This is a genomic window from Arthrobacter sp. sptzw42, assembly GCF_059089685.1.
In genome coordinates, this window is the sequence record NZ_JBNHEX010000003.1 from 138,522 (window position 1) to 161,900 (window position 23,379).

Annotated in this window: 19 protein-coding genes; 6 read left to right on the forward strand and 13 right to left on the reverse strand. The window is 65.0% G+C overall.

The features are described 5' to 3' along the window. Window positions 1-28 precede the first annotated feature (28 nt). Window positions 29-1,339 (forward strand): saccharopine dehydrogenase family protein, encoded by a 1,311-nt coding sequence (locus tag AC5RT4_RS04715; protein WP_494105002.1) that lies wholly within the window; start codon window positions 29-31, stop codon window positions 1,337-1,339. Here AC5RT4_RS04715 and AC5RT4_RS04720 read toward each other — a convergent pair. Further along, window positions 1,302-2,312, reverse strand: coding sequence for a LacI family DNA-binding transcriptional regulator (locus AC5RT4_RS04720; RefSeq protein ID WP_494042532.1), 1,011 nt, complete (start codon window positions 2,310-2,312; stop codon window positions 1,302-1,304). The two genes, AC5RT4_RS04715 and AC5RT4_RS04720, sit on opposite strands and share 38 nt — an antisense overlap. Before the next feature lie 166 nt (window positions 2,313-2,478). Here AC5RT4_RS04720 and AC5RT4_RS04725 point away from each other — a divergent pair, with 166 nt between their 5' ends. After that, the gene (locus tag AC5RT4_RS04725) at window positions 2,479-3,414 is read left to right on the forward strand and encodes a dihydrodipicolinate synthase family protein (protein WP_494105003.1); all 936 of its coding nucleotides are present in this window, start codon (window positions 2,479-2,481) and stop codon (window positions 3,412-3,414) included. Window positions 3,415-3,538: 124 nt separating this feature from the next. Next, window positions 3,539-4,840: an Nramp family divalent metal transporter gene (locus AC5RT4_RS04730; protein ID WP_494105004.1), complete on the forward strand. Its 1,302-nt coding sequence runs from the start codon at window positions 3,539-3,541 to the stop codon at window positions 4,838-4,840. 98 nt (window positions 4,841-4,938) lie between these two features. Here AC5RT4_RS04730 and AC5RT4_RS04735 read toward each other — a convergent pair whose 3' ends face one another. The 6 genes from AC5RT4_RS04735 to AC5RT4_RS04760 form a co-directional block, all read right to left on the reverse strand. Then, window positions 4,939-5,760 (reverse strand): HpcH/HpaI aldolase family protein, encoded by an 822-nt coding sequence (locus tag AC5RT4_RS04735; RefSeq protein ID WP_494042535.1) that lies wholly within the window; start codon window positions 5,758-5,760, stop codon window positions 4,939-4,941. Next, a complete protein-coding gene (gene hpaH / locus AC5RT4_RS04740) occupies window positions 5,745-6,530 on the reverse strand; it encodes a 2-oxo-hept-4-ene-1,7-dioate hydratase (protein WP_494042536.1) in 786 nt (261 codons plus the stop codon). The genes AC5RT4_RS04735 and hpaH overlap by 16 nt, the downstream gene beginning before the upstream one ends. Before the next feature lie 2 nt (window positions 6,531-6,532). Beyond that, window positions 6,533-7,618, reverse strand: a complete 1,086-nt coding sequence (gene hpaD, locus AC5RT4_RS04745; RefSeq protein ID WP_494042537.1) for a 3,4-dihydroxyphenylacetate 2,3-dioxygenase — start codon at window positions 7,616-7,618, stop codon at window positions 6,533-6,535. A gap of 124 nt (window positions 7,619-7,742) precedes the next feature. Beyond that, window positions 7,743-9,281, reverse strand: a complete 1,539-nt coding sequence (gene hpaE / locus AC5RT4_RS04750) for a 5-carboxymethyl-2-hydroxymuconate semialdehyde dehydrogenase (RefSeq protein WP_494042538.1) — start codon at window positions 9,279-9,281, stop codon at window positions 7,743-7,745. 10 nt (window positions 9,282-9,291) lie between these two features. Then, window positions 9,292-9,975 (reverse strand): GntR family transcriptional regulator, encoded by a 684-nt coding sequence (locus AC5RT4_RS04755; protein WP_494042539.1) that lies wholly within the window; start codon window positions 9,973-9,975, stop codon window positions 9,292-9,294. Continuing rightward, complete coding sequence (locus AC5RT4_RS04760; RefSeq protein WP_494042540.1) at window positions 9,968-11,446, reverse strand: fumarylacetoacetate hydrolase family protein; 1,479 nt, start codon at window positions 11,444-11,446, stop codon at window positions 9,968-9,970. Before AC5RT4_RS04760 ends, AC5RT4_RS04755 begins: the two co-directional genes overlap by 8 nt. Before the next feature lie 219 nt (window positions 11,447-11,665). Here AC5RT4_RS04760 and AC5RT4_RS04765 point away from each other — a divergent pair, with 219 nt between their 5' ends. Next, window positions 11,666-13,576: an FAD-binding monooxygenase gene (locus AC5RT4_RS04765; protein ID WP_494105005.1), complete on the forward strand. Its 1,911-nt coding sequence runs from the start codon at window positions 11,666-11,668 to the stop codon at window positions 13,574-13,576. Here the strand turns inward: AC5RT4_RS04765 and AC5RT4_RS04770 are convergent. From AC5RT4_RS04770 to AC5RT4_RS04780, 3 genes are all read right to left on the reverse strand, one after another. Further along, complete coding sequence (locus AC5RT4_RS04770) at window positions 13,558-14,415, reverse strand: prephenate dehydratase (RefSeq protein ID WP_494105006.1); 858 nt, start codon at window positions 14,413-14,415, stop codon at window positions 13,558-13,560. The two genes, AC5RT4_RS04765 and AC5RT4_RS04770, sit on opposite strands and share 19 nt — an antisense overlap. A gap of 99 nt (window positions 14,416-14,514) precedes the next feature. After that, window positions 14,515-16,410, reverse strand: coding sequence for an amylosucrase (locus AC5RT4_RS04775; RefSeq protein WP_494105007.1), 1,896 nt, complete (start codon window positions 16,408-16,410; stop codon window positions 14,515-14,517). Window positions 16,411-16,457: 47 nt separating this feature from the next. Next, window positions 16,458-17,084, reverse strand: coding sequence for an AmiS/UreI family transporter (locus tag AC5RT4_RS04780; protein WP_494105008.1), 627 nt, complete (start codon window positions 17,082-17,084; stop codon window positions 16,458-16,460). 197 nt (window positions 17,085-17,281) lie between these two features. On the opposite strand from AC5RT4_RS04780, the gene gdhA reads away from it, so the two are divergent. Then, window positions 17,282-18,619: an NADP-specific glutamate dehydrogenase gene (gene gdhA, locus AC5RT4_RS04785; protein ID WP_494105009.1), complete on the forward strand. Its 1,338-nt coding sequence runs from the start codon at window positions 17,282-17,284 to the stop codon at window positions 18,617-18,619. Window positions 18,620-18,629: 10 nt separating this feature from the next. Here gdhA and AC5RT4_RS04790 read toward each other — a convergent pair whose 3' ends face one another. Genes AC5RT4_RS04790 through AC5RT4_RS04800 form a run of 3 tightly spaced genes read right to left on the reverse strand, consistent with a single transcriptional unit; the run spans window position 18,630 to window position 21,644 of the window. Further along, window positions 18,630-19,727 carry an alanine racemase gene (locus tag AC5RT4_RS04790; protein ID WP_494105010.1) on the reverse strand — a complete coding sequence of 366 codons (1,098 nt, stop codon included), beginning with the start codon at window positions 19,725-19,727 and terminating at the stop codon, window positions 18,630-18,632. A 43-nt stretch (window positions 19,728-19,770) separates the two neighbouring features. Next, window positions 19,771-20,520 (reverse strand): ThuA domain-containing protein, encoded by a 750-nt coding sequence (locus AC5RT4_RS04795; RefSeq protein WP_494105011.1) that lies wholly within the window; start codon window positions 20,518-20,520, stop codon window positions 19,771-19,773. Beyond that, window positions 20,520-21,644 (reverse strand): Gfo/Idh/MocA family protein, encoded by a 1,125-nt coding sequence (locus tag AC5RT4_RS04800; RefSeq protein ID WP_494105146.1) that lies wholly within the window; start codon window positions 21,642-21,644, stop codon window positions 20,520-20,522. The genes AC5RT4_RS04795 and AC5RT4_RS04800 overlap by 1 nt, the downstream gene beginning before the upstream one ends. A gap of 345 nt (window positions 21,645-21,989) precedes the next feature. Between AC5RT4_RS04800 and AC5RT4_RS04805 the strand changes: the two genes are divergently transcribed. Further along, window positions 21,990-23,279 carry an ammonium transporter gene (locus tag AC5RT4_RS04805; RefSeq protein ID WP_494105012.1) on the forward strand — a complete coding sequence of 430 codons (1,290 nt, stop codon included), beginning with the start codon at window positions 21,990-21,992 and terminating at the stop codon, window positions 23,277-23,279. Window positions 23,280-23,379: the final 100 nt, after the last annotated feature.

The following is a 23,379-nucleotide window of genomic DNA, read 5'->3' on the forward strand; positions in this document are numbered from 1 at the left end:
GGAGTTGCCGCCGTGAAAGGCTGCAGTTATGGAAAACTTACCTCGGGAACATGACCTCGTTCTCTATGGAGCGACAGGGTTCGTTGGCCGGCTGATCGCCGCCTACGTCGCAGAGCATGCACCGGCAGGTATGCGGGTCGGACTCGCGGGCCGGTCCAAACCCAGGCTTGAGGCGGTTCGGTCGCAGTTGCCGGAAGCGGCGCACGGATGGGCCCTTATTGAAGCTGACTCGGAGGCCGGGGACACTATCGCGGCCCTCGCCGCGGGCACCCGTGTGCTGTTCACAACCGTCGGTCCATACGCGAAACACGGACTACCCGTCGTGGAGGCATGCGCACGGGCCGGTACTCACTACGCCGACCTCGCCGGTGAGGTGTCCTTCATCCGGGAGGCGATCGATCGCTACGACGCCCTGGCCAAGACGAGCGGGGCCAGGATTGTGCACTCCTGCGGCTATGACTCCGTGCCGTCCGACCTCGCCGTACTGCTGCTTCATCAGGCGGCAGAAGCCGACGGCGCTGGCGGCCTGCTCCAGGTTCAACTAGTTGCTAGGGCCAAGGCCGGCATCAGCGGAGGCACGCTCGAGTCGATGCGCGGGCAGCTCGACGCGATGCGATCGAGCCCCGCCCTGAGGTCATTGGCCGCAGACCCCTTCGCTCTAAGCCCTGACCGGGCACGGGAGCCGGAGATACAACAGCCTCCTGACGCCGGTCCGGTGCGCCGTTCCGATGACGGCACCTGGACCGTGCCTTTCATCATGGCCCCATTCAACACTCGGATAGTGCGCCGCAGCAACGCATTGCAGGGCTGGGCCTACGGCCGCTCCCTTCAGTACGGCGAGGTGATGGGAATGGCCCGCGGACCGGCAGGAGCGGTTCTCGCCAGGGCAACGGCGCTCGGGCTTCGGGCATTTGTGGGTGCGATGGCGTTCCCGCCCACCCGGTGGGTGCTCGACCGCTGGCTGCCGGCACCAGGTGCAGGTCCGAGCATCAGCACGCAGCGCGCAGGCTGGTTCCACTCCCAGGTAACCGCCCGCACCGAAGACGGGCACCGTTACCAGGCAATTGCTGCCGGCCCCGGTGATCCCGGCTATGCCGCCACCGCCGTCATGGCAGGGGAGACTGCACTCGCTCTAGCCCTCGACAGTGACCGGCTGCCAACCGCGAAGGGGTCACTGACACCGGCCACTGCACTCGGCAACGTGCTCATACAGCGACTCCGTGCGGCCGGCCACACTTACGAGGTCACCAAACTCGTCGGAACTAGATCCTGCAGATCGACGGCGCAGGCAGGGAAGTGGACTAGTGCTTGGGTGTTCCGCTGGATTGGCGGGGGATGAGGGTAGGCATGGATCGCCGAATGAGGGGTTCGGTTGCGGGGTTGACGATGAGGTCGATGGCGGTGGCGGCGATCTGGTCCAGGGGAACGTGGACGGAGCTTAGGGGTGTGGGCAGCCGCGCCGAAAGGGGTGTGTCGTTGTACCCGACCAGTGCGAGGTCTTCGGGGATGGTGATGCCGTTGCGGTGTGCTGCCGCCATCACGCCCATGGCGATGTTGTCGTTGGCCGCGAAGACCGCTGTGGGACGATGGCCAGCGCTAAGGAGTGTTTCGCCGGCGGTGTAGCCGTTTTCGATGCCGTAGCCTGCGGCGATGAGCCATTTGTCGGCCGGTTTGATGCCGGCTTCTTCCATGGCTCTGCGGGCGCCGGCGAGACGGGCTTTCCCGGAGGATGTGAAGTCAGGGCCGGTGACGACAGCGATCTCGCGGTGTCCGAGGTCGATGAGGTGGCGCACGGCGAGGTAGCCGCCCACTTCGTCGTCTCCGAGGGCGGATGGGCTGATGCCGTCGGTGCGCAGTACCAATGCATGCGCTACCCGGCGTTCACGCAGGAGCCGGGGGAGTTTGTCGTCGAGCCGGGCCGTGGCCAGGATCAATCCGTCCACGTTGCGGTCGAGCAGGGTTTCGGCTGCGCTGCGTTCCTCGTCAGGGTCATCTCCGCTGGTGGCAACCATGGCGAAGTAGCCGCGGGAGGATGCGGCTTTCTCGAGTTCTTCGAACATCAAGGCCATGACGGTGTCGCTCAAGCGGGGGACAAGGACGCCCAGGGTGCGGGTTTCGCCGCGGCGCAGGCTGGAGGCGAAGGAGTTCCTCCGGTAACCGAGCTCCTCGGCCACTTTCCGGACGTTCGCTGCAGCTGCTGAGCGAGACGTGGTCCTTTCATCCAGGGCGCGGCTGGCCGTGGAAATGCTCACGCCACTGGCCGCTGCGACGTCCTTCAGCGTGACGACAGTGCCGGTGGCGGCCGGATCCATAAGGGTTCTCCTCTTCAGCAAGGGTGTAACAGACACTCTAATCCTCCTGACTTGCAAACGTTCTCTTGACAGTGAGCTGCGACACGGGCAAACTTGAAAACGTTCCCGCAAACGTTCTCATGACAGCGGGACTGCCGACCATCAATGAAGACAAGAGGTAGCTGCAATGACACTCGATCTCCGCGGACTCAGCCCCGCACCTGTCACCCCGTTCACCGAAGATGGCGCTATCGACTACCCGGCGATCCAGCGTCTTGGCTCGTGGCTCGGTTCGATTGAAGGCGTTAAGAGCCTCGTCGTCCTGGGGCACGCGGGCGAAGGCACGTTCCTTACTGAAGAGGAGCAGCTTGACGTTATCCGCGCGTTCGTTGCCTCCACCGACGGCCGCGTGCCGGTCGTGGCGGGCATCACCAAGGAGGGCAACAAGACCGCGGCCCTAGAGGCAAAGAAAGCTGTCGAGGCCGGCGCGTCAGCCGGTCTGGTCTACCCCTCGCACGGGTGGCTGCGTTTCGGATACCAGGACGGCGCGCCGCAGACGCGCTACAAGGAGATCTATGAAGAGTCCGGTCTGCCGCTGATCCTGTTCCAGTACCCGGACAACACCAAGGCGAGCTACAACCTGGACACTCAGCTGGAGATCGCTGGCCAGGAGGGCGTCTTTGCCACGAAGAACGGTGTCCGGAACATGCGCCGGTGGTACACGGAGATCCCCGCACTGCGCGCCGCGTACCCCGAACTGCAGGTGCTGTCCTGCCACGACGAATACCTGCTGCCAACGATGTTCGATGTCGACGGTCTGCTCGTCGGCTACGGCAACATCGCCCCCGAACTGCTCGTCGAACTGATCGAAGCCGGCAAGGCGCAGGACTACAAGCGTGCCCACGCCATCCATGAGCGCCTGCTCCCCGTGACAAAGAACGTTTACCACCGCGGGTCCCACATGGAAGGCACCGTCGCCTTGAAGTGGGGCCTGGTGAACCGCGGCATTCTTGACCACGCCACGGTGCGCACCCCGCTCCTGCCCCTGCCCGAGGGCGCCGAAACCGAAATTGCCGAAGCCTTCGCTGCCGCCAACATCGGCAAGGTCACCGTCAGCGCCTGATTCCACCCTTTACGGGTCCTCACGGGTGGCGTGCCCCTGGCCCGCCACCCGTGCCCTAACTTTCACTCTCCGTCCCGGGCCAATGACGCCCCCAGCAGTGTCGCTGTATAAGGAGGACTCGCCGATGCGCGAGCAGCAGAATAAGACCATCACCCACCAGGAAACCAGGGAAGAACAGATGGCAACCCAGCAAGGAAACCAGGCCCCCGCGGCCGCGAAGAAGCACCGGACTTTCCTGCAGTACCTTGCCCTGATGGGCCCGGCCTTCGTCGTCGGAGCCTGGCAGTTCGGCCCCGGAAACCTCACCACCGCCGTGCAGGCCGGAAGCCGGTTCGACTACAGCCTCGTCTGGGTCATCGCAGTCTCAACGATCCTGATGATCTTCTTCACGGACATGAGCGTCCGGCTCGGCATCGCCACCCCCGTCTCTTTGATCTCCTCGATCAAGGACCACCTCGGCAAATGGGTCGGCCTGCTCGCAGGCTTTGGCGTCTTCGGTATCACCCTCATGTTCTCCGTCGGCAACGCCGTCGGATCCGGCCTCGGCCTGTCACTGATCTTCGGCGGCTCCCCGGTCCTGTGGACCGTTGTCTGCACCATCGCCGTCGCGATCGTCCTGGCTTTCAAAAACGTCTACGGCATCGTCGAAAAAGCACTCCTGGTCATCGTTGTCCTGATGGGCATCGCCTTCATCGCCAGCACCGTCGTCGCGCAGCCCGACTGGTACCGGTCCCTCGAAGGAATGGTCCCAAGCCTGCCTGCCGGAAGCGAACTCCTCATCATTGCCCTCGTAGGCACCAACTTCTCCATCAACGCCGCCTTCTACACCTCCTACGGCATCAAGGAACACCGCCGCACCCGCGCCGACTACAAGGACATCACCCTCGTTGACACCATCCCCGGCATCGTCGCCCCCGGCATCATGACCGCCCTGGTCATCATGGTCGCCGCCGCCGTACTGGGAAAGACCGGGGCCGAGGCCGGGACCATCAACGCCCTCGCCTCCATCTTCACCCCGCTGGCCGGCCCCACCGGGGCCATGCTCTTCGCCCTGGGACTTTCCGGAGCAGCGTTCTCCTCCATGATCGCCAACGCCACCGCAGGCGGTACCATGCTCTCCGACGCCATCGGACGCGGTGCCAAAGCAGGATCCCCCGCAGCGCGCATTTTTACCGCAGCGATCCTTGCCTTCGGCCTGATCATCACCCTCTCATTCCAGTCCTCACCCGTCGGCCTGATCGTCATCGCTCAGTCCCTCACAGTCCTCATCGCACCCCTGCTCGGAGTCCTGATCGTCACCATGGCCAACAAAACCGCCGTCATGGGCGACCTCCGCAACAAGTGGTGGCAAAACCTTTTCGGAGCCATCGGCCTCATCGCCATCTTCGCCCTGTCTTTCCGGCTCATCAGCACCCTGATCGGCTAGCTGAACGCGGCACAACCACACAAGTAATGCCCCCACCCCCGATGGTGGGGGCATTACTGTCCATGAATGCGGGTTGCTTCTTTGCCAAAGGCGGTCGCTCAGTAGCTGGCGGGGGTGCCGCCGTCGGCTTGCTGGATGTATTGGGCGGCGAGGGCCTCGGAGCCTCGGGCGAGGAGCGCGACGTCGGCGCCCACCAGGATGAACCTGGCGCCGTTGGCAAGGTAGTGGCGGGCGGTGTCGGGGTTGAAGGCGTTGACGCCGGCAGGTTTGCCCGCGGCTTTGGCAGCAGATAGGCAGTGTTCGACGGCGGCACGCACCTCGGGGTGTTCCTGCTGTCCCAGCAGGCCCATGGATGCGGCAAGGTCCGACGGGCCAACGAAGATGGCGTCCACGCCGTCGACCTTCAGGATGTCCTCGACCGCGTCCACCGCCGTCGTCGACTCAATCTGGACCGTGACGCTGATGGTCTCATTCGCTCGGGCGAGGTAGCCAGGGACCCGGTTCCAGCGGGCGGCCCGGGCAAGGGCGGAACCAACGCCGCGGATGCCTTCGGGCGGGTAGCGGGTGGCCGCGACAGCGGCTTCTGCCTCGGCCACCGAGTTGATCATGGGGATGAGCAGGTTCTGCACGCCGAGGTCCAGGTATTGCTTGATGATCACGGTGTCGTTGACCGGCGGCCGCACGAGGGTGTGGACCGGGTAACCATGGGTGGCCTGGAGCTGGGCGAGGATGGATTCCAGCCCATTAGGGGAGTGCTCCGCGTCCACCAGCAGCCAGTCCAGCCCGGATCCGGCGCACAGTTCTGCAATGAGTGGGCTGCCGGAGCAGACCCACATCCCGGCCAGCGGACGGCCTGCCTGACCCTTTTGCTTTTGCTCAGCGAGGGCGTCGCGGAAGGTGGGTTCTATTCGAAGCGGCATGTGACACTCCCGAGGGGTCCGTAGTCGGCGTGGACGGTGTCACCCTTGTAGACCCAGAGCGGGCGGGTGAAGGATCCGGCGAGGATGATGTCCCCGGCTTTGAGCGAGTCCCCGTGCGCGGCAATTTTGTTCGCCAGCCAGTGGACGCCGTTGGCCGGGTGGTCCAGGACCCCCGCTGCGACGCCGGTTTCCTCCACGGTCTGGTTCTTGTAGAGGATGGCCGAGACCCAGCGGAGGTCCACGGCGTCCGGCTTCACCGGGTTCCCGCCGATCACCATGGCGCCCATCGCGGCGTTGTCGGAGATGGTGTCCACGATGGTCCGGCCCTCCATCTCGATCCGCGAATCGAGGATCTCGAGGGCCGGGACCACATAGTCGGTGGCTTTCAGGACATCGAAAATGGTGACGCCGGGCCCCTTGAGCCCGTCCTTGAGGACAAAGGCGAGCTCAACCTCCACCCGCGGATGGGTGTACTTGTCCCACTCCACGGAGCAGCCGGATTCCAGCACCATGTCATCGAAGATAGCCCCGTAGTCCGGTTCGGTGATGCCGGTGGCGTCCTGCATGGCCTTGGACGTGAGGCCGATCTTGCGGCCCACCAGGACCCGGCCAGCCTCTTCGTTGCGGCGGCGCCACAACTGCTGGACGGCGTAGGAGTCCTCCACGGTCATCTCCGGGTACCGGGCTGTCAAACGGGGGACGGGGGTGCGGGTGCGGCCGGCTTCCAGCAGTTCGTCCGCGATGGCCTCAATCGTCTGGGCATCGAGCATGGCTACAGCTGCGCCCCCAGCTTGAAACCGGTCCGGTCCCCGTCCGGCGAAGCGTCCTTGCGGGTGTAGGAGAAGCCGTCGGCACCCACGGTCACGGCCATTTCGGACTTTTCCTCGCGTTCAATGACCGGTTGGGGGTTGCCGTCCAAGTCCAGGACGAGGGAGGCTTCGGTGTACCAGGACGGGACGACGGGGTTGCCCCACCAGTCGCGGCGCTGGTTGTCGTGGACGTCCCAGGTGATGGTGGGGTTGTCGGGGTCGCCGGTGTAGTAGTCCTGGGTGTAGATCTCAATGCGGTGCCCGTCCGGGTCCAGGATGTAGAGGTAGAACGCGTTGGACACCCCGTGCCGACCCGGGCCACGCTCGATCCGGTCGCTGATGCGCAGTGCGCCCATCTTGTCGCAGATCTGGATGATGTTGTGCTTCTCGTGCGTGGCGAACGCGACGTGGTGCATCCGCGGGCCGTTGCCGCCGGTCAGGGCGGTGTCGTGGACCGTCTGCTTGCGGTGCATCCACGCGGCGTAGGTGACGCCGTCGGAATCCTTGATGTCCTCCGAGACCCGGAAGCCGAGGTCCTCCAGGTACGCCCGGCCCCGGGGGACGTCGGGGGTGACCTGGTTGAAGTGGTCCAGGCGGACCAATTCGCCGGCCGAGTAGAGGTCGTAGCGCTGGGTGAGGCGTTCCACGTGCTGCACGTGGTAGAAAAACTCGTACGGGAAGCCCAGCGGGTCCTCGACCCGGACGGAGTCACCGATGCCCTTGGTGAACCCGTCCTTGCGGCGTTTGGTCCGGCAGCCGAGCTCCTTGTAGTAGGCCTCGGCGGCGTCCACCTCGGCGGGGGACTTCACCCGGTAGGCGAAGGCTGCGACGGCGGCGACGGGTCCTTTGCGCAGCACCAGGTTGTGGTGGATGAACTCCTCCAGGGAACGCAGGTAGATGTTGTTCTCGTCTTCTTCGGTGACGTGGAGGCCCAGGACGTCCACGTAGAACTCGCGGGACTTGGCGAGGTCCGTGACCACGATCTCCATATAGGCACAACGGACGATATCCGGGGCCGTAACAGAAGGGGTGGGAACAAAGCTGGTCATGATGGTCTCTCTTCTTCGAAAGTAGGTTTGTGGGGACCCAACTGACTCGCAGTAGGTGTCGTTTTGGAGCCTCAAAACGACAACAAATGTGAGCTACTTGGGCTGCCAGGGCCTGGTTGGGTGGTTAGCCTTCGTTGGCGGCGGAGGCTTCGATGCTGCCGAACTTTGGGGTGTGGACGGTGCCGAGGGTGATGTGGACGGCCTGCTGGTCGGTGTAGAAGTCGATGGAGCGGTAGCCGCCCTCGTGGCCCAGGCCTGAGGCTTTGACGCCGCCAAACGGGGTGCGAAGGTCGCGGACGTTGTGGCTGTTCAGCCACACCATGCCTGCTTCGACGTTCTGCGAGAAGTTGTGCGCCCGGGTCAGGTTCTGGGTCCAGATGTAGGCGGCCAGGCCGTACTTGGTGTTGTTCGCGAGAGCCAGGGCCTCGTCGTCGGTTTCGAACGAGGTGATGGCGACGACCGGTCCGAAGATTTCCTCCTGGAAGATCCGGGCCTCGGGGGAGACGTCGGCGAACACGGTGGGTGCGATGTAGTTGCCTTCGGGCAGGTGCTCGGGGCGGCCGCCGCCGGCCAGGAGCCGGCCTTCGGACTTGCCAATTTCCACGTAGGAGGCCACCTTTTCGTAGTGCTCCGGGTGGACCAGGGCGCCCACCTGGGTCTTGGGGTCGTGCGGATCACCCACCACGATGTTCTTGGCGCGGGCGGCATACTTCTCGCAGAACTCGTCGTAAATGGCGCGTTCGACCAGGATGCGGGAACCGGCGGTGCAGCGTTCGCCGTTGAGTGAAAAGACCCCGAACAGGGCCGAATCGATCGCGGCGTCCAGGTCTGCGTCAGCGAACACCACGCAAGGGGACTTCCCGCCGAGCTCCATTGACAGGCCCTTGAGGTTCTCAGCCGCGTTCCGGAAGATCGTCTGGCCGGTGGTGGTCTCGCCGGTGAAGGAGATCAGCGGCACGTCCGGGTGCTTGACCAGCGCGTCGCCTGCTTCCTCGCCGAGACCGTTGACCAGGTTGAAGACGCCGTCGGGCAGTCCCGCGTCCTTGAAGATCGTGGCCCACAGCGAGGCGGACAGCGGGGTGAACTCGGCGGGCTTGAGGACCACGGTGTTGCCGGTGGCCAGCGCCGGGGCGAGCTTCCAGGACTCCAGCATGAACGGGGTGTTCCACGGCGTGATCAGGCCGGCCACGCCGATCGGCTTGCGGTTGACGTAGTTGATCTGCGAGCCGGGGACCTTCATGGCGTCGTCGAACTGGGCCACGATCAGGTCCGCGAAGAAGCGGAAGTTCTCGGCCGCGCGCAGGGCTTGGCCCTTGGCCTGGGTGATCGGCAGGCCGGTATCGAAAGTTTCCAGTTCAGCCAGACGTGCTTCCTGCGCTTCGACGGCGTCAGCGATCCGGTTCAGGACGCGGGCCCGTTCGCGGGGCTTCATCTTCGGCCATGGGCCGTTGACGAAGGCTTCGCGGGCGGCGGCGACGGCGAGGTCGATGTCCTCTTTTTGGCCGGCCGCGGCAGTGGCGTAGTTCCGGTTGGAGACAGGGCCCAGGACGTCGAAGGTCTTACCGCCCACGGAGTCAACGAACTGGCCGTTGATGTAGTGCTGGATATGGGTGGGAAGGTCTTCAGGAACGTAGTGCTTGGAGGTCTCTGTTGAGGTCGTCATCATTGAAGTCCTAAATGTGTTTGGTTTGGGCAAGGTAGGCGTCCAGGGTGGCGGAGCGGTGGAGCCTCGCCGCCTTTTCGATGGTGTCGGCGTCGGCGCCGGTTTCGATGAGCTTCAGCAGGGCCTCGTGCTCGTCCACCGAGTCATGCGCACGGCCGGGAACGAAGCGGAAGGTGGAGGACCGTATTGCTGCCAGCCGGTTCCAGCCGCGGTGCACCAGGTCCAGGATGTGCGGGTTGGGGCATTGCTCGAACAGGACGCTGTGGAAGTCCCGGTTCAGCTGGGTGAACCGGACAGGGTCGAAGTGGTCCAGGCACTCCCGCATCTCCTCGTTCACCGCACGGGCACGGGCGATGGCCTCTGCATCGATCAACGGGGCGGACAGCGCAGTGGCGGCCCCTTCCACGATGCTCAGGGTCTGCATCGTGTAGAGGTACTCCGTGGGGTCGATGCCGGCTACGGTTGCACCGACGTTCCGTTCGAACGTCACCAGCCCTTCGGCCTCTAAGCGGCGGATGGCCTCTCGGACCGGAACCACACTGAAGCCGAGGTCCTTGGCGATGCTGCCCAGGACCAGGCGGTACCCAGGGGTGTACGTTCCTTCCACGATGCGGGCCTTCACTGCTTCGTAGGCCTGTTGGGATTTGCTGCCGACGGCGGCCACCGGAAGGCGGGTCAGCGCTGCTTCAGTCATCAGATGCCTGTTCCGCTGGAAGGTTGAGTGCTTCCCATTCCTTATATCTGGCCTGCCAGTCCGCGTTCATCGGGTACAGGCCGTCCACGCTGTGGCCCTGCCGGACCATCTCGAAGATGAAGGTTTCTTCCTTTTCCTGCTGGATGCAGTCATCCACCAGTTCCTCCGCCATCGCCGGTGGGATCACCAGGATGCCGTCCGAGTCAGCCACGATGATGTCACCGGGCTGAACCGTTGCGCCGCCGCAGGCGATGGTGATGTCCGTATCCCAGGGGATGTGGCGGCGGCCCAGCACCGCGGGGTGCGGGTTGGCGAAGTACGTGGGCATGTCCAGCCCGGCGACGGCGGTGTAGTCCCGGACGCCGCCGTCGGTGATGATGGCCGCGGCGCCACGGACCTGAGCTCGGAGGGCGAGGATGTCGCCCACGGTTCCGGTGCCTTTTTCGCCGCGGGCTTCCATGACCAGGATTTCGCCTTCTTTGACGGAGTCGATGGCCTTCTTTTGGGCGTTGAACCCGCCGCCGTAGGTCTTGAAGAGGTCCTCGCGGTTGGGCACGTAACGCAGGGTCCGGGCCAGGCCCACCACGCGCCGGTCCGGCCGGGTGGCCTGCAGGCCGTCGATGCTCACGTTGTTCAGTCCGCGCTTGCGCAGCTGGGAAGACAGGGTGGCGGTGGCGACGCTCTCGAGCTTGGCCTTCAGTTCCGGAGTCAGAACACTGGCGGGTGCAGGAAGTCCTGCAGCTTCGCGGGAACCGTACGCCTCTTCCCGCTGCACGTCATCAATCTTGGGGCCGGCACCAAAGTCCGCGAACGGCGTCGTGCCTTCCTCCACCCGGGTGACCAGGCGGCCTGTGGTGAGGTCCCCTGCGGAGACCTCCACCTCCAGGACGTCTCCCGGTTTGGCCACGGAAGCGCCGGCGGGGGTGCCGGTGAGTATGATGTCGCCCTCTTCGAGGGTGAGCAGCTGGGACAGGTCCGCCACCAGGCGGGCGAACGGGAAGAGTAGGTCCTCGGTGGAGTCGTCTTGAACCAGCTCGCCGTTGTGCCAGGTGCGGATGCGCAGTTGGGCGGGGTCGACGGCGTCTGCCGGGATCAGTGCCGGGCCCACCGGGGTGAAGCCGTCGCCGCCCTTGGAACGGAGGTTCGAGCCCTTGTCCGCCCAGCGCAGGTCATAGACACCGAGGTCATTGGAGGCGGTAACGGCCCCGACGTGGCTCCAGGCGTCCTCGATTCCTACCCTGCGCGCAGCCTTGCCGATGATCAGGGCAATCTCACCCTCGTAGCCAAGGAGCTCGCAGCCGGCAGGACGTTCTACTGTGCTGCCGGTCACGGCCAAAGAACTTGGGGGCTTGAGGAAGTAGGACGGCTGGGCCGGAGTCCGCCCCCGCTGGGCGGCGCGGCTGGGGTAGTTGATATGGACGGCGATCACTTTCCGTGCTGCTGCCAAGGTGTCCCCATGGACCTGCTTCAAAACGTCTCCTTGATCAGTACGAAATCGTATACGATCACTATCGCTTCCCAAGAGCGGCCCGTCAACCCCCTTCGCCCTGCCTCGTTTTAGCTTCCTTGTCGTCCACATCACACGTGGCGTACAGTGTTGGTCGGCAGCAGCTTTTCTCATATGGAAATACAAATTCCATTATCGAACAACCTTCCGGCCGAACAGCCGCACAATGAAGTGAGGAATTTCGTGCAGTTTCACCACCACGGTTATGTATCCGGAGACCCGCGGATAAAGCCCGCCGCCGGCGTCGGCATCGACCGCCCCGCCGGGCTTCCGGACGAAGTGGACGTGCTGATCGTCGGGACCGGCCCGGCAGGAATGCTCGCCGCCGCACAGCTCTCCCAGTTTCCGAACATCACCACTCGTATCATCGAGCGCCGTCCCGGCCGGCTCGCAATCGGCCAGGCCGATGGCATCCAGGCCCGCAGTGTGGAAACATTCCAGGCCTTCGGTTTCGCCGAGCGTATTATCGCCGAGGCCTACCGGATCACCGAGATGGCCTTCTGGAAGCCGGACCCGGCCCACCACTCCAACATCATCCGGACCGCCCGCACCATTGACGACGAGATGGGCATCAGCGAGTTCCCGCACCTCATCGTCAACCAGGCCCGTGTGCTGGACTACTTCGCCGAGGTCATGGCCAATTCACCTACGCGGATGAAACCCGACTACGGCTACGAATTCCAAGGTTTGGAGGTCACCGACGGCGGCGACTACCCGGTCGCCGTGACCCTCCTCCAGACAGCCGGTCCCAACGAGGGGCAGGAGCGGATCGTGCGGGCCAAATACGTGGTGGGAGCCGACGGCGCGCGCAGCAAGGTGCGCCAGGCCATCGGCTGTACGCTCGCCGGTGACGCCGCCAACCACGCCTGGGGCGTCATGGACGCCCTCGCCGTCACCGATTTCCCGGACATCCGCACCAAGTGCGCCATCCAGGGCGCCGAGGGCAGCATCCTGCTGATCCCCCGGGAAGGCGGGCACCTGTTCCGCATGTACGTGGACCTGGGACAGGTAGACCCCGCCACTCACCACGCGGTGCGCAACACCACCAATGAGGAGATCATCGCCAAGGCCAACGCCATTTTGCACCCCTACACCCTGGATGTCCGCAACGTCGCCTGGCACAGCGTGTACGAGGTTGGCCACCGCCTTACCGACAGGTTCGACGATGTCCTGCCGGAGGACCGCGGCACCCGCACCCCGCGGGTGTTCATCACCGGGGATGCCTGCCACACCCACAGTGCCAAGGCCGGCCAGGGCATGAACGTCTCCATGCAGGACGGTTTCAACATTGCCTGGAAGCTGGGTCACGTCCTTGAAGGCCGCAGCCCCGAAAGCCTGTTGGCCACCTACTCCCGGGAGAGGCAGGTGGTGGCCAGGAACCTCATCGACTTCGACAAAGAGTGGTCCGCCATGATGGCCAAGAAGCCCGAAGAGTTCGAAAACCCCTCGGACCTGGAGGACTTCTACGTCCGCACCGCCGAATTCCCTGCCGGATTCATGACCCAATACGCGCCGTCCATGCTGGTGGGCACCGCACACCACCAGGACCTGGCCACCGGCTTTCCAGTAGGCAAGCGCTTCAAGTCAGCTCCCGTCGTACGGGTGGGTGACACCAACCCGATCCACCTGGGCCACCACGCCACGGCGGACGGCAGGTGGCGGATCTATGTTTTCGCCGACGCCGCGCCGGCCGGGGAGCCAACAGGTGTGGCTGACTTTGCCGGGTGGCTCGCGAACTCGCCGGAATCGCCGCTGGCCGCAACGCCGTCTGACGCTGATCCTGACGCCTGGTTCGACGTGAAGGTGATCTACCAGCAGCCGCACACCGCCGTGGACATTGGCGCAGTTCCCGCGGTGTTCAAACCGCAGGTGGGCCCGTTCAAGCTGACCGACTACGAGAAGGTGTACGCCACGGATCCGACCGCCGACATTTTTGAACTGCGCGGCCTGGACCGCGGCGGCGTGGTGGTAGTGGTGCGGCCGGACCAGTACGTGGCGAACGTGTTGCCGCTGTCGGCATCGGTTGAGCTGGGCGAATTTTTCGCGCCCCTGCTGAAGCCGCGCCACACAACAGGTCAGCCGCTGACGGTCTGACGTGTCCTGTACTCGGCGGCCGCATACACGCCGAGGACGCGCACCTCGGTGGTGAAAAAGTCCAGTTCCTCGAGGGCCAGCTTCAGGGGCAGGTCCTCGGGGTGTCCTTCGACGTCGGCCATAAACATAGTGGCCGCGAACTCGTTGCCCACCATGTAGCTTTCGAGCCGGGTCATGTTCACGCCGTTCGTGGCGAACCCGCCCAGCGCTTTGTACAGGGCAGACGGGACATTCCGGACACGGAACACAAAGCTGGTGACTGCCGGCCCGGGCAGTTCGTTCCGTCCCGGCAGTTCCGTTTCCCGGGCAAGGACCACAAACCGGGTGGTGTTGGAGGGATCGTCCTCCACCCGTGAGGCCAGCACTTCCAGGCCGTAGATCTGGGCGGCCAGCGGGGGAGCGAGGGACAGCTTGCGGGGATCGTTCCACTCGCTGACTTCGCGCGCGGAACCGGCGGTGTCACCGGCGATGACGGGCTTGAGCCCGTGCTTCCGGATGAGGCGGCGGCACTGGCCAAGGGCATGGATATGGCTGTGGACTTCGGTGGCGTCTCCGATGGTGCTGCCCGGGATGCCCAGCAGGTCGAAGTGGATGGGCAGGAAGAATTCGCCCACAATCTGCAGGTTGGACTGGGGCAGCAGGACGTGGATGTCCGCTACCCTGCCGGCGATCGAATTCTCAATGGGGATCATGGCCAAGTCCGCCTCGCCGCCGGACACCAGTTCGAAGGCGTCCTCAAAGCTCGCGCACGGCACGCTTTCCAGTCCGGGGAACATCTGCTGGCAGGCGATATTGGAGTTGGCGCCGGGCTCACCCTGGTACGCAATCTTCTGAGGCATGATCCGTATGGTTTCACGGCGCGCAGCTGCAGACCCAACTGGCAGCGCTAAGTGTCGTTTTTGAGCGTCAAAACTCCATGGCGTGTTGGGGAGAGGCGCTCAGATGGGGGTGACGCGCAGCCAGACGTATTGCCGTGGCAGGAGCGTGACGCCTTCGTCCAGCTGCAGCACAGCCTCGGAGAGAAGGTCGACGGCGGCAGCTGAGTAACGTGCGAAGGTTTCTGGCGGCAGGGTCTGCGGCACATCGCTGAAGTTGGCAAGTGCCAGAATCAGGGTAGGCCCGCCGGGCCGCTGGTAGGCCAGGACGGCGCGGTTGTTGGTGGCGAAGTCGATCAGCCGGGTGCCGGCCAGCTCAGGAGTGGCTGCCCGGACCTCGATCATGCGTTTCATGCCGGCGTAGATGGCACCTTCCGGAGCGGACGGGTCCAACCGGTGCTCGTATTGCTCTTCGGGGAAGCGGGGCCTGTGGACCCAACGGCTGTCAGCTTCGTGGCCTTCCTCCCGGTCATATCCGTAGTCGTTGACCTGGCCCACCTCGTCGCCCAGGTACAGCAGGGGGATCCCGCCGGTGCTGAAGGCAATCGAGTGGGCCAGGAGGATCCGCTCCACAGCCTCAGCCGGGCTGACCTCCATGCCGCACAGCGACGCCGTCGTACCCGAAATCCTGCAGTCACCGGTTTTGGGGTTGTCCTGGAAAGGAACCCCGCGGGCGAAGCTGCCGGGGAAGCGGTTGACGTAGAAGGAATTCAGGAAGCGGCGGTGGTCGTAGCCGTTGATGCCCAGTTCTGCGGCGTCCTCGTCGGCGAACGTCCAGCCGATGTCATCGTGGCTGCGGACGTAGTTCACCCAGGACGTGCCCTCGGGAATGTTGTGGCGGCGCTCCAGTGCCTGTGCCAGCAGTGAGACGTCGCGGGTGGCCAGGGATTCCCAGATCAGGGCCATCTGCAGCGGGTTGTAGGAAATCTGGCACTCAGCGGGGTCGATGTAGAGCGCCACCTCATCCGGATGGACGATCGCCTCGGACTTGAACAGCAGCGACGGGGCAGCCAGCCTGCACACCGCGTTGAAGGCCTGGAGCAAGGTGTGGGCTTCCGGGAGGTTTTCGCACGGCGTGCCGAGCTTCTTCCAGATGAAGGCCACGGCATCCATGCGCAGGATGTCCACGCCCTGGTTGGCCAGGAACAGCATCTCGCCGGCCATGGCGCGGAAGACCGCGGGGTTGGCGTAGTTCAGGTCCCACTGGTAGGTGTGGAAGGTGGCCCAGACCCAGCGCCCGTCCTCCATCTGAATGAAGGATCCCGGGTGGTTCTCAGGAAAAATTTCACGCACGTTCTGCTCGTAGGCGTCCGGCATCGTCCGGTCCGGGAAGATCCAGTAGTAGCCGCTGTATTCCGGATCGCCGGCTGCGGCGCGCCTGGCCCACTCGTGTTCGTCGGAGGTGTGGTTGAAGATGAAGTCCACTACCAGGCTGATGCCGTTCGCCCTCAGCTCGGCGGCCAGTGACCGCAGCTGTTCCATCGTTCCCAGCTTCGGGTTCACGTCGCGGTAGCTGGAGACCGCGTAGCCGCCGTCCGAGTGCGGCTCGGGGGCCAGGAACAGCGGCATGAGGTGCAGGTAAGTGAGCCCGAGTTCCTTGAAGTACGGGATGCGGGCGCGGACTCCTTCCAGGCTTTCCGCATACCGGTCCACGTAGCAGACCCCGCCCAGCATGTCGTTGGACAGGAACCAGCCGCTTTTGGCCTCCCGTTCGGCGTCGAGGACCTTCAGCTCCTCCGGACGTTCCTGCCAGGAGCGGGCGCTTTGCAGGACCAGCGCCGTTAGCTGGTCCAGCCAGTCGGCGCGGGAGCCGTACAGCGAGTGGAAAAGGCGGCAGAGGTCAGGAAAGTGCCGGTGGAACCGCTGCTCGAAGTCAGCTCCTGCGGTGAGGGGCGCTCCTGCAAGTGCGCGGACGACGTGCTGCCGCGCCGTTTCGTCCACGCCGACGGATTCCTGCATTGCTTAACCCCTTCCGCAATCCGGCCGGCTGATCCGGCAGGCACTGGTTACGGCAGTATGCCACGGCGGGCGGCACTGTGCGCGAGCGGGGCAGCGGCTCCACGACGCGCCAGAACCAATGCGGATGCAAAGAGCGCTACCAGGACAACCGCTGCCAGCCAGGCCGCCTCAACGGTTTGGGGCCAGATCCCCGCCAGGCCAAGGAAAGCGGGGACCGTGGCAGTCGCCGGGCTGGCCAGGACCAAGGCCCACCCGATGAGCGGCTCCAGGCGTCCCAGCTCCAAAGCCATTGATCCGAACATCAAGGCCCAGAGAACTGCCCACGCCAGCCACAATACGGCCAGCAAGGGATCAGCCCCACGCCAGGAAACGGCCAGCAGCAGCCCGACAAACGCAACCATGCCGCAGAACCACCCCAATCCCTTCGAGCCCAGGTTCAGCAGGACGTCCAAACCCACGTAGACGTACGTCAGGCCGAACAGGAACATGCCCGCTGCGGTGGGCAAAGTGGCGGCAGGGCCGCCTTCAGCCAGGAAAACGACGGCCAGCACCAGTTGGATTGAGCCCACCACCAGGCTCAGCACGGCCGCGTCGCGGCGCGGCAGGTGCCCCAGCAGGGCGAGGCCATTAACCAGCAGTGCGGCGCCGGAGAGGAGGAGGCATATGTGCGGCATCAGAACCCGCCCTCGCCTTCCGGCCCAGCTGCTGCGGGTTTCATAAAGCGGAATTTTGTGATCACATTATGGATATTAGCTGTGGGCTCGGGTGCTCTCCTAACGAGCTCAAGTCGTAATCGGATAAGTCGAAACCCAGACCGGGACAGCGCTGCCTCGCTTCGCCGTCCCGTGCCAGGCCCAGTAAGGAATAGTTCATGGACGCACGGTTGGAGGCCATCAGGGACACGGTCCTGGCCCGTAACCCCGGCGAGGCGGAATTCCACCAAGCCATTACAGAGGTCTTCGAAAGCCTGGGGCCGGTCCACGACAGACACCCCGAATTTCTCGAAGCGGCCATCCTGGAGCGGCTCTGCGAACCGGAACGGCAGATCATCTTCCGCGTCCCATGGACTGACGATGCGGGACGCGTGCAGATCAACCGCGGCTTCCGGGTGGAGTTCAGTTCCGCCCTGGGACCGTACAAAGGCGGCCTGCGGTTCCACCGCTCCGTCTACCTGGGCATTGTTAAATTCCTTGGCTTTGAGCAGATCTTCAAGAACGCGCTCACCGGCATGCCAATCGGCGGCGGCAAGGGCGGTTCCGACTTTGACCCCCGCGGCCGCAGCGACGGTGAAGTCATGCGGTTCTGCCAATCCTTCATGACCGAGCTTTACCGCCATATCGGCGAATACACAGACGTTCCTGCCGGCGACATCGGGGTGGGCGGACGCGAAATCGGCTACCTTTTCGGCCAGTACAAGCGCATCACCAACCGCTACGAGTCCGGTGTGCTCACGGGCAAGGGCATCTCCTGGGGCGGCTCGCTGGTCAGGCCCGAAGCCACGGGTTTTGGCACCGTGATCTTCACCCAGGAGATGCTGAAGACGCGGGGCACGTCCTTTGATGGCCAGCGAGTTGTGGTCTCCGGCTCCGGCAACGTGGCCATCAACGCGATTGCCAAGGCTCAGGCGCTGGGTGCCACAGTGGTGGCCTGCTCGGACTCGTCCGGTTATGTGGTGGATGAGGCCGGCATTGACGTGGCCCTGCTCCGCGAGGTGAAGGAGGTGGAACGAGGCCGCCTGAAGGACTACGCCGAACGCCGCGGCGGCACCTCCTACGTCGAAGGCGGCACAGTCTGGGACGTAAACGCCACCGTGGCGTTGCCCTGTGCCACCCAGAACGAGCTCGACGGCGATGCTGCCGCCCGGCTGGTCCGCAACGGGCTCCTCGCCCTCGGCGAGGGTGCGAACATGCCGTCCACCCGGGACGCCGTGGCAGTGTTCCAGGAATCCGGTGTGCTGTTCGGTCCGGGCAAGGCGGCCAACGCGGGCGGCGTGGCGACATCGGCCCTGGAGATGCAGCAGAACGCCAGCCGTGACTCCTGGTCCTTTGAGCATACGGAGGAGCGGCTTACCGAAATCATGGTGGGCATCCACCACCGCTGCGCGTCCACTGCGGACGAGTACGGTGACCCGGGCAACTACGTGCTCGGCGCCAACATCGGCGGGTTCGTCAAAGTGGCCGACGCGATGCTGGCCCAGGGGCTGATCTAGCGGGAACCCCTCATCGGTTCCTGCCCCTGGCAGCCACACTCCACCGGCCTACGAGTTGTCCTTGCTTTACGACGGCGACCTCATCCACGAGGTTGATCGCCAGGCACACATGGTTGGGGATGGCCCTCAGCCGGGTGCCGATGGGCGGTGGTGCCCAGCGGCCGTACCATTCCACGGTGGCGTGGTGCTCCGAGAGGGCTATGATGCGGGCATCGGGGTGATCGATCAGCCGGCCAAATCCAGTTGCCCAGGATGGGCGGTCACTGCCCAGGATCTTGCTGCCGGCGTCAATAATGAAGCGCGCAGGGGCTCCCGCCGGAGTGTCATGGTGGCTGACCACGGTGGCGGCGACGGTAAGGGCGATGTCTTCCAGGGCGCACCGGCCAAGCTCTAATTGCTGGGCGTCACCAAAAACATAGACGCCGGGACGCACCTCGGTGGCAGCGGATTCTTCCGTGAGCAGCGCCGTGGGGGTGGATCCACCGCTGCGGACCTGCGCCTCGAACCCGGCTTCGGCAAGTGCCTCTGCCGCCCGCCTCAGGGCTGCCTGCTCCTGCGCCGCAGCCTCGGCCGGCATTCCTGGGGCGTAGCTGTGGCCCGGGAAGGTGAACACACCTGCTACCCGCAGGCCGGCGTCGGAGGCTGCCCGCGCCACCGCAGCCGCGGCTTCCGGCACCACCCCGCTGCGGTGGTGGCCGCTGTCGATCTCCGCCAGCACGCTGACGTTCTCCGCGACGTGTCCCAGGGCGGCTCCCAGCGCGGCGGCGCCAGCCGGGGAGTCCACGCCGACGGCGACCGTAACCTTTTCCGCCAGGCGCGCCAGCCGGGCGGCCTTTACCTGCGACAGCCACAAGGGGTAGGCGATGAAGATGTCCTGCACCCCGGCCGATGCGAAAACTTCCGCTTCGCCGATGGTTGCCACTGTCAGCCCCACTGCACCGGCAGCGAGTTGGCGCGCCGCTATCTCCGGGATTTTGTGGGTCTTGGCATGCGGCCGCAAGGCAAGGCCCTTGGCCCGGACTGCCTGGGCCATCTGTTCAATGTTCCGGTCCAGGACCTCCACGTCCACCAGGATTTCCGGGGTATCAACTTCCGGGGGAATAGTCATGCTTCGCCATCTTAGGAGCTGCCGGGCAGCACGGTGTGGAACCTCATTCCTCCTCGAACCAGTCCCGTGCGGGGTTGGTCACCTCCGGACCCGAACGGTGCCGGCCGGGCTGGGCCGCCCACTGCACGCCGTTCGCCAGGACCCGCTGGATCTGCGGGTGGTGATACACCGGGTATTCCTGGTCGCCGGGACTGAAGTAAAAGATGCGGCCCTTACCGCGGGTGAAGGTGACGCCGGACCGGAACACTTCACCGCCGGCGAAGGAGCTGATGAAGATCAGGTCGTCCGGGTCCGGAATGTCGAACAACTCGCCGTACATCTCCTGCTCCGGGATGACAATGGGGCTGTCCACCCCCTCCGCAATGGGGTGCGACGGCTTTACCGTCCACACGAGCTCCCGCTCGCCGTCGTTGCGCCAGGCCAGTGAGCAGCTGGTGCCCAGCAGCCTGGTGAACACCTTCGCAAAGTGACCCGAGTGGAGCACGATCAGCCCCATCCCGCCGAGCACGTGCCGGTGGACGCGTTCGACGACGGCGTCGCTCACCTCGTGATGGGCGATATGCCCCCACCAGAGCAGGACGTCCGTTTCCGCAAGCACCTCCTCGTCGAGGCCGTGCTCATCGTCGGTGGCGAGGACCGCCGTCGTAATATCTGCTTCCGGGTAGTAGGAGCGGAGACCGGCGGCGATGGCGCCGTGGATGCCGTCAGGGTAGATCTCGCCGATGTGGGACGGCTCGTTGTTGGCCTCGTGGACGCCCTCGTTCCACACCCGGATTTTCAGTTTGCCGTTCATTAGAGACGAACCTCCCTCTGCTCCAGCGCGGACTGGTAGCACGCGTCGATGATCTGTGCCCGGTAGAGCGCCAGGGAGCCGTCATGCTCCTCCCAGACTGCTTGCCCGCCGCGCACGGCTGCCACAAAATCCTCCACCACTCCGTCATGGGCGCGGCCGGGCAGCACCGGCGGCACGTAATCGGCGCTTTCACCGTCCTTTTCCGTGAACACCCGCAGCTGGCCGACGGGCGGGAAAGGTGCCCCCTGCACTTTGAGCTCGGCCCCGCCGTCGGTCCCGTACACCGTGAAGTCCAACAGGTCGTCGGTTTCGCGATAGGTGGCCCAGCTCGCCTCAATCAGCAGTGTCCCGCCGCCCTCAAGGCGGAGGAAAGCGGACGCGAAGTCTTCCACCTCGAAAGCGTGGCTGGAAGCCAACGCGGAGTACTCGCTTCCGCCGCCCCGCCCCTGCGGGCCCAGTTCTGAGTGGGTCGCGGCGGACACGGCCACTACTTTGGGTTCGCCGAGAAGGTGCAGGGCGTAATCGAGCGCGTGCACGCCGATGTCCGCCAGCGGTCCGCCGCCGGCGAGCTCCGGGTTGGTGAACCAGCTGCCCAGCGTCGGGATGCCCGAACGGCGCAGCCAGGATGCCTTGGCATAATATGGCCGCCCCAGGCCGCCGTCGTCAATCACGCCCTTGAGTGCCTGGATGTCACCGCGGCGGCGGTGGTTGAAGGCGACGTCCAGGACGCGCCCCGCCTTCCGCGCCGCGTCAACCATTGCCCGGCCCTCAACCGCGTTGCGTGCGATGGGTTTCTCGCTGAGCACGTGGAGTCCGCGTTCCAGTGCGGCGACGGTGATAGGTGCGTGCAGGAAGGTAGGCACTGCCACGCTGATCGCGTCCAGGCCGCCGTGCTCCAGCATCTCCTCCCATTCCGCAAAGGCGTTCGGAATGGAGTACTCGGCCTGCAGCGAACCGCGGAGTTCCTGCTCCATCCCTGCCAGCGACACGATCCTCACGCCCGGCAGCGAAGCGTAGGCCTTAAGGTGCTGCTGGCCCGCCCAGCCGATGCCCACCACCCCGACCCGCAGTTCCTGGGCGCCTTCAGTCCCCTTTTCTGCCTCCGCTGTCTCAGTGGCTGGGATTGGCTGTCCGGGTGGCTGCTCGTTTTTCACGGATACTTCCTTTTCCTTGGTGGCGGGAGCTTTCGGCGCGGCGGGACTGTCTGGGTTTTCCCCAGCATAGTCCGGGCCATCTCGGAAACGGCCGGCGCAGCACCTGCAAGCACCGTGACTCCTGAAACTCGCAGATGAATGACTGAAACGACCATTTAACGCGCAGGAAACCTGCCCAAAAATGGCCGCCATACAGTTGGAGCACGACGGCAATAGCCGCCCCTCCGCTACACGTGGTACCGGACCCGCGTCCCTCCTCCGGAGCGGCTCTGACGGCAACTTCCGTTCTCTCTTCGCATCACGAAAGGGGTTCCCATGGATTCGGGAAATGTCGCTTGGATTCTGGCCAGCTCGGCGCTGGTCTGCATGATGATCCCCGCCCTGGCCCTGTTCTACGGGGGCATGGTGGGGTCGCGCCGCATTCTCAACATGATGATGATGTGCTTCGGCGGCGCCAGCCTGGTGGCTGTCCTCTGGGCGCTTTTCGGTTATTCGATGGCTTTCGGAAACTCGGTAGGTGGCCTGGGACTGATTGGTGACGTCACCGAGTTCCCCGGCATGGCGCAACTGCTCCCGGCGGATGAGGGCGCTTCCATCCCGGTGGTCCTCTTTGCCGCGTTCCAGCTTTTCTTCGCGTGCGTCACCACCGCTCTGGTGGCAGGGGCAGCCGCCGGCCGCATGAAGTTCGGCGCCTGGATGCTGTTCGCCGGCATCTGGGCCACCATCGTCTACTTCCCCATCGCGCACTGGGTGTTCGCCTTCTCCTCGGCCGACGGCAGTGTGACCGGCGGCTGGATCGCGAACGGCATCAAGGCCATCGACTTCGCCGGCGGTACCGCAGTCCACATGAACGCCGGCGCCGCCGCCCTTGCCTTGGCCTTGGTCCTGGGCAAGAGTTCAGGGTGGCCGAAGGTAGAGCACGCCAAGCCGCACAGCCGACCTCTGGTGCTCATCGGAGCCGGGCTGCTGTGGGTGGGCTGGTTCGGCTTCAACGCCGGTTCCGCGCTTTCTGCAGGCCAGTCCGCGTCCGTGGTTTTCCTGAACACCGCCGTCGCGGCTTCTGCCGGCCTCCTTGCCTGGGCCCTAGTTGAACGCCTGCGCCGCGGCGCAGCTACCAGCATGGGCGCGGCGTCCGGCCTGATCTCCGCCCTGGTGGCCATTACGCCTGCCTGCGGCGCCGTCAGCCCTCTTGGGGCGGTGGCCATCGGCGCCATTGCCGGGGCCGTCTGCTCCCTTGCGATCGAACTGAAGTTCCGCCTGGGCTATGACGATTCGCTCGACGTCGTCGGCGTGCACCTGGTGGGCGGAATACTCGGCACCCTGCTGATTGGCTTGTTTGCTACTGACGCAGCACCCAACGGAGTGAACGGACTCTTCTATGGCGGCGGCGTCGAACTCCTCGGTGTCCAGTCGCTGGCGACTGTGACGGTGCTCGCCTACTCCTTCGGCATCACGTGGATCCTGGCGAAGATCCTGGACCGCATCGTTGGCCTGCGGATCAAGCCGGAGGACGAGATGCGGGGCATCGACCTCGCCGCGCACTCGGAGCTGGCATACCTCACCGATGAGGATCCGGTGGAGCTTGGTTCGCCGCAGCGGACCTAGGAGCTGCTGAGAAGTCCGGGTGGAGGCGCCCGGCACACGGATCAGGCGGAGGGCCAGGCCCTGGACCGGTGCCGGCAGCAGCTGGCTTATAGTTCCAGGG

Bases quoted from the DNA above. Each gene is read 5' to 3' on its own strand.
- AC5RT4_RS04715 (WP_494105002.1), top strand. From the start codon at position 29: ATGGAAAACTTACCTCGGGAACATGACCTCGTTCTCTATGGAGCGACA.
- AC5RT4_RS04720 (WP_494042532.1), bottom strand. From the start codon at position 2,312: ATGGATCCGGCCGCCACCGGCACTGTCGTCACGCTGAAGGACGTCGCA.
- AC5RT4_RS04725 (WP_494105003.1), top strand. From the start codon at position 2,479: ATGACACTCGATCTCCGCGGACTCAGCCCCGCACCTGTCACCCCGTTC.
- AC5RT4_RS04730 (WP_494105004.1), top strand. From the start codon at position 3,539: ATGCGCGAGCAGCAGAATAAGACCATCACCCACCAGGAAACCAGGGAA.
- AC5RT4_RS04735 (WP_494042535.1), bottom strand. From the start codon at position 5,760: ATGCCGCTTCGAATAGAACCCACCTTCCGCGACGCCCTCGCTGAGCAA.
- hpaH (WP_494042536.1), bottom strand. From the start codon at position 6,530: ATGCTCGATGCCCAGACGATTGAGGCCATCGCGGACGAACTGCTGGAA.
- hpaD (WP_494042537.1), bottom strand. From the start codon at position 7,618: ATGACCAGCTTTGTTCCCACCCCTTCTGTTACGGCCCCGGATATCGTC.
- hpaE (WP_494042538.1), bottom strand. From the start codon at position 9,281: ATGACGACCTCAACAGAGACCTCCAAGCACTACGTTCCTGAAGACCTT.
- AC5RT4_RS04755 (WP_494042539.1), bottom strand. From the start codon at position 9,975: ATGACTGAAGCAGCGCTGACCCGCCTTCCGGTGGCCGCCGTCGGCAGC.
- AC5RT4_RS04770 (WP_494105006.1), bottom strand. From the start codon at position 14,415: ATGCCTCAGAAGATTGCGTACCAGGGTGAGCCCGGCGCCAACTCCAAT.
- AC5RT4_RS04775 (WP_494105007.1), bottom strand. From the start codon at position 16,410: ATGCAGGAATCCGTCGGCGTGGACGAAACGGCGCGGCAGCACGTCGTC.
- AC5RT4_RS04780 (WP_494105008.1), bottom strand. From the start codon at position 17,084: ATGCCGCACATATGCCTCCTCCTCTCCGGCGCCGCACTGCTGGTTAAT.
- gdhA (WP_494105009.1), top strand. From the start codon at position 17,282: ATGGACGCACGGTTGGAGGCCATCAGGGACACGGTCCTGGCCCGTAAC.
- AC5RT4_RS04790 (WP_494105010.1), bottom strand. From the start codon at position 19,727: ATGACTATTCCCCCGGAAGTTGATACCCCGGAAATCCTGGTGGACGTG.
- AC5RT4_RS04795 (WP_494105011.1), bottom strand. From the start codon at position 20,520: ATGAACGGCAAACTGAAAATCCGGGTGTGGAACGAGGGCGTCCACGAG.
- AC5RT4_RS04805 (WP_494105012.1), top strand. From the start codon at position 21,990: ATGGATTCGGGAAATGTCGCTTGGATTCTGGCCAGCTCGGCGCTGGTC.